General features: G+C 33.2%; 4 protein-coding genes and 1 pseudogene. 4 read left to right on the top strand and 1 reads right to left on the bottom strand.

Features of this window, described 5'->3' with window-relative positions:
- Nucleotides 1-159 precede the first annotated feature (159 nt).
- From RH95_RS09010 to RH95_RS09000, 3 genes are read left to right on the top strand one after another with little or no spacing between them, the layout of a single operon-like run.
- Nucleotides 160-1,098 (top strand): ABC transporter ATP-binding protein, encoded by a 939-nt coding sequence (locus RH95_RS09010; protein WP_010248772.1) that lies wholly within the window; start codon nt 160-162, stop codon nt 1,096-1,098.
- Between the two features lies 1 nt (nt 1,099).
- Nucleotides 1,100-2,197: an ABC transporter permease gene (locus RH95_RS09005; RefSeq protein WP_010248769.1), complete on the top strand. Its 1,098-nt coding sequence runs from the start codon at nt 1,100-1,102 to the stop codon at nt 2,195-2,197.
- The gene (locus RH95_RS09000; RefSeq protein ID WP_010248766.1) at nt 2,184-3,299 is read left to right on the top strand and encodes an ABC transporter permease; all 1,116 of its coding nucleotides are present in this window, start codon (nt 2,184-2,186) and stop codon (nt 3,297-3,299) included. Before RH95_RS09005 ends, RH95_RS09000 begins: the two co-directional genes overlap by 14 nt.
- Before the next feature lie 206 nt (nt 3,300-3,505).
- Here the strand turns inward: RH95_RS09000 and tnpA are convergent.
- Nucleotides 3,506-3,895 (bottom strand): annotated as a pseudogene (tnpA, locus tag RH95_RS08995) (IS200/IS605 family transposase); the annotation flags it as partial.
- Between the two features lie 135 nt (nt 3,896-4,030).
- On the opposite strand from tnpA, the gene RH95_RS08990 reads away from it, so the two are divergent.
- Entirely contained in the window at nt 4,031-4,570 is a 540-nt protein-coding gene (locus RH95_RS08990; protein WP_010248761.1) for a helix-turn-helix domain-containing protein, read from the top strand.
- Nucleotides 4,571-4,778 lie beyond the last annotated feature (208 nt).

The following is a 4,778-nucleotide window of genomic DNA, read 5'->3' as shown; positions in this document are numbered from 1 at the left end:
ATTTCAGCATAAAGTTGTTCTTTGTGCTGATTTTTTTTGGCAAATTTAAGAAGTTTAGAGATTTTATAATTAATTTTGCACTTTGTTTATAAACTTTTTACACAATAATGATTGATTAATTATATAATAAAGATAGAAATAAAATTTATGGAGGATTTTATGGGAAACCTTATAGAGGTCAGAGGTCTTGTAAAAAAATACAAGGAACTTACTGCGGTCGACAATTTGGATTTGGACGTGGAAAAAGGAGAAATTCTGGGTCTACTAGGTCCAAACGGTAGTGGGAAATCCACGACTATCAATTGCATATTGTCGCTATTGAAAAAAGATTCTGGAAGTGTGAAGATTTTTGGAAAAGAAATGTCAGCTGATGCTTATGATATCAAAAAAAGGATTGGTGTGGTGTTTCAAGATGTCGCAGTGTATGATGAGTTGACTGTATACGAAAATATCGACTACTTCTGCGGATTGTACATACAAGACAAATCTGAAAGAAGTAAGCTTGTGAAAAGGGCGTTGGATTTGGTAAGTCTGAATGATTTTGTGAAGTTTAAACCGAAAAAATTATCAGGGGGTTTACTAAGAAGACTTAATATAGCTTGTGGAATTGCACATAAACCTGAGCTAATTATCCTAGATGAGCCGACTGTTGCTGTTGATCCGCAATCTAGAAATAGTATTTTGGAAGGAATAAAAAAACTAAACGAAGATGGATCAACGATAATTTACACATCGCATTATATGGATGAAGTTGATTTTTTGTGTGATAATATCGTGATAATTGACAAGGGCAAAGTCATTGCTAAGGGCTCATCGGAACAACTCAAAGATATGATTGAAATGAACGAGAAGATAAGCTTCACAGCGACCGAATTAAATGAAGATGTGATATCTCAAATCAAATCTCTTCCACATTTGATGAATTTTGAAAATAAGGACGGCAATGTTAAGTTGAATTTTTCTCATGGAGATGGGTATTTAATGAAGTTGATTAAACTTCTCGATGAAGAAAATGTTCAGTACAGTTCTTTAAATGTCGAAAAGCCAAGCCTTAACGATGTTTTCTTGGAATTGACGGGCAAAGATTTGAGGGATTGATATGTTTCTACATTCATTTAAAAATACTTTTAAGCTGCTTCTAAGACAAAAAGCTATGCTATTTTGGGCGTTGTTGTTTCCAATTGTTTTGGGGATTTTCTTCAAATTAGCATTTGGAAATATCAATGAAAATAGTAAATTTAAAACGATAGATGTAGCTGTTAATGAAACTCTTATGCAAGACGACAATTTCAAAAACTTCATGAATGAGATGGAAGATGAGAAATATTTCAATGTTGTAGAATCAAAAAACGAAGATATATTGAATACTAACGAAGATGTAAAAGCGTACATTGATTCGATGGATAAAATTTACACGAAAAAATCGGGGATTTCCGAGACAATCGTCGAAACTATTATGAATTCATATTCTCAAAAAGTATCCATGATAACTAAGATAATGCAGAAAAATCCGACGGCTGATATCGGGAAAATTTTAAATGTAGACGATCACATCAAAGACGTTTCAAGAAAAAATATGGATCCTGTGAATGTGTTCTTCTACACGCTTTTGGGGATGACGACGATTTACGGATACATGTGGGGACTTTTCGTGAGTTTCCAATACGAAGCGAACTTGTCTACAAACGCAAAACGTAACGCAGTTTCTCCAACTAAAAAAGGCACTATGCTTTCTGCATCAGTTCTAGTCAGTTGGATTATCAATTTTGCAATCACAGTTTTATTTATCGCATATTTGAAATACGCACTTGGAGTTGAATTCGGAGATAGAATTGGGGCGATAATAGGACTTGCAAGTATTTCATCTTTTTGTGGAGTTGCGTTTGGAATCTTAATCGGAGTATCCAATAAAAAAAGTCTTGATACAAAAATCGGAATGGGAATCGCTATTACGATGCTGATGTCTTTTTTAGCGGGAATGATGGTTCCAGAAATAAAAGTAGTTATCGCAGAGAAACTTCCCATTATCAACAAAATCAATCCTGTTGCAGTTGTTACAGATGCAGTGTATTCGTTGTATTATTACGATTCAATGGTACGATTTAACAAAGATATTATAAATCTTTTGATAATTACAGTTGTATTTGTCGTAGCGTCACTATTTTTCATGAGAGGTAAAGAGTATGAGAGTCTTTAAAAATTATTTTAAAATCACATGGGCACACAAAACTCCTATACTTTTGTACACGATAATATTTTTCGTATTGATGAGTTTTGCGACAAAAAACACTACACAAACTTCCTACAAACCCGTTGATGTAAATATTTATGTGCAAGACAAAGCGAACACCAAACTTTCCAAATCTCTCTACGATTATTTGGGCAAGAATGCTAAGATAAAAACGATGGATGAAACAATCGTAGACGACAAGCTTTTCTACAATATTATCAACGCAGCTGTGATAATCCCAGAGGATTTCGACAAAACAAAAGAAGTTTTATACAAAGTCGCTCCGAATAATGCTTATGCGATGGATATCAAAGAAAAGATAAATATTTATCTGAGCCAAGTAAGTTCCTACGAAAAAAGTGGATTTACTGAAAATGAGGCTATAAAAAATGCGACTGAGGATTTGGACAAAAAAATTGATGTAAGCATTAAAGAGGGTAGTACAAATTCCAAAAAAGATAACTCCAAATTCTACTTTAACTTTTTAAATTACTTATTACTTGCACAAGTGATATTAGTCGTTTCAAATATCGCTTTGGTCTACAAGAAACAACCAATTCTTATGAGAAACAATGTGTCACCACGTCCAAGAACTAGAATAAATCTGGAGTTGATGCTGGGTCATATCGTCACAGGACTTGTGTTCTGGTTAATTTACATGATACTTTTCTGTGTTTTGTACAAATACGATTTTACAAAGATACACGTCAATCTTATGATGCTTAATTCGTTTGTATTCACTATATCTGTGGTGTCGATGGCTGTGATGATATCAAATGTAATCAAAAATTCTAACACAGTTCAAGGAGTAATGAATATCGTTTCACTTGGATCGTCGTTTTTGTGTGGGGCATTTGTTCCGCAAGAATTACTAGGGAAAACTGCTCTTACAATAGGTAGAATTTTTCCGGGATTCTACTATATAAGTAACAACGAAATTTTAGAAGAATTTCCAGAACTTTCCAAAATTCTTCCTAATCTTTTTATAATTTTGGGATTTAGCGTAGTATTTATAGTGATTTCTGTTTTGGCAAAACCAAAAGGTAACGATAATATCAACAAATCATGACCACCCGTAAAACAGGTGGTTTGTTCAAGGGCTATAAGCCCGAGTGATACCAACCAGCGTCTCAAGGCGCTGGTTTTCACTCCGTTCAAACCTAACTGTTTTTGCCACTTTAGCCTATCCCTGAAAGGGATTTTTAATTTCTATTTCCCAAACGGATCTGTATATTCTTTTACACTCAATTTATCAAGTGCTATATCATGTTGCTATTGTTCTCTTATATATTTTGCTATTGTCTTTTCATTCAATCCCACTGTGCTCACATAATATCCTTCTGCCCAAAAATGACGATTGCCAAATTTGTATTTTAAATTCGCATGTCTGTCAAACATCATTAGGGCACTTTTCCCTTTTAAATATCCCATAAAACTTGATACTGATATTTTGGGTGGAATGCTTACTAACATGTGTACATGATCTGGCATCATATGCCCTTCTATTATTTTTACTCCTTTGTATTTACAAAGTAATTTGAATATTTCTATGAGACTTTCTCTATATTGATAAAATATCACTTTTCGTCTATACTTTGGAGTGAAGACTATGTGATACTTGCACATCCATTTTGTGTGAGACAATGAATTAGTTTTATTTGCCATAAAATCACCTCTTATTATTTTAGGTCTGAACAACTCTATTATAATACTTGGTGATTTTTTTGGTATAACCTAAGAACGCCTACCCGCATATGACCTGAACCCCAAAATCCGGAATACGGATGGAGGGGTTTTTGTATGCCAAAATACACAAATGAATTTAAAATAAAATTAGTAATAGAATACTTATCAGGTAAATCTGGAGGCTATAGAATTGTAGCTAAAAAACATGATATTCCTTGGACTACATTAAGAGAATGGATAAATCAATACAAATTTGGTGGCTTCGATAAATTATCTAAAAAGTTAAAAAACAATAAATTCACTAGTGAATTCAAGCTATCTGTAATACAATATAGGCAAATCAATAATACTTCGCTTAGAGAGACTGCAGAGCATTTCAATCTTGTTAATGGATCTATGGTATATAGATGGGAGAAAGCTTATCAAAAGCATGGTTTATCTGGGTTAGAAGACAATAGAGGAAGGCCTAAAAAAGAAATGACCAAATTAAATAAGAATTTAAAGGATAATACTCCAATAAACGAAAGCGAGAGAGAAGAATTAATAAGACTAAGAGAAGAAAATAGACTTCTCAAAATGAAGATAATCTACGAAAAAAAGCTACAAGCCTTGCTACTGGAAGAGGAAGCAGAAGCAAGGAAAAGACAAAGATAATCCTCAAACTACAAAAAGAATATCCAAAAAGCAAGGTAAGTGAATGGATAGAAATAGCTAAGTTACCAAAATCATCCTACTATGAATGGAAGATAAAATTAAAAAATCCAACAGACAAAGACAAGGAAGTTAAAGGTGAAATTAAAACCATAGTAAAAGCATCAAAAGGTAGCTATGGCTACAGAAGAGTAACTATGGTATTAAAAAA

The sequence above is a fragment of the Peptoniphilus rhinitidis 1-13 genome (assembly GCF_000246925.1).
GTDB classification, from domain to species: Bacteria; Bacillota; Clostridia; order Tissierellales; family Peptoniphilaceae; genus Peptoniphilus_A; species Peptoniphilus_A lacydonensis.
This window is presented reverse-complemented; position numbering and strand designations above follow the sequence as displayed.